General features: G+C 60.6%; 1 protein-coding gene. It reads right to left on the bottom strand.

Features of this window, described 5'->3' with window-relative positions:
• The coding region (locus tag P0D89_RS53915; RefSeq protein ID WP_408379810.1) for a sensor histidine kinase at nt 1-551 on the bottom strand (551 nt) is incomplete at both ends.

The raw sequence follows: 551 nt of genomic DNA, 5'->3' as shown, positions 1-551 counted from the left end.
GATCCGTATTGTTTTCCGCCCATAGCCGCCCGCCATGCATCTCGATAATCGTACGGCTGATCGACAATCCGAGGCCAAGGCCTTCGGGCTTCGAGGTAACAAACGGGTTGAAGATTAGCGCGAGCCGGTCGCTGGGCAGACCGGCCCCGTGGTCGCGAACCGCGACGCGCAATGCCCGGGGGCTCTGTAGCGTGATGGACACGGCCACCATGCGATCGCTAGCCGCACGACCGTCCATCGCGTCGAACGCATTGAGCAAGAGATTGAGCATGACCTGCTGCAACTGCACCTTGTCGCCGTACACCGTGGCCGGATTGGCATTGTAGTGGACTGAGATGCGCATACCGCGCGCGATCGCATCATTTTGCAACAGCTGCACCGCGTCGCGGATCACAGCGACTGGATCGAGCGGCGCGATTTCCCGGTCGCCTTTCTTGAGGAACGCGCGAATCCGCTGGATTACTTCGCTCGCGCGGTTGGTCTCCTGAACAATGTCTTTCAGTATCTCGCGCACTTCGGCCAGGTCGACCGGATCCGTTGCCATAAACCGC

Source organism: Paraburkholderia sp. RL18-085-BIA-A (assembly GCF_046027075.1).
Lineage (GTDB): Bacteria > Pseudomonadota > Gammaproteobacteria > Burkholderiales > Burkholderiaceae > Paraburkholderia.
The sequence above is the reverse complement of the archived record's forward strand: the minus strand, read 5'-3'. Positions and strand labels throughout refer to the sequence as shown.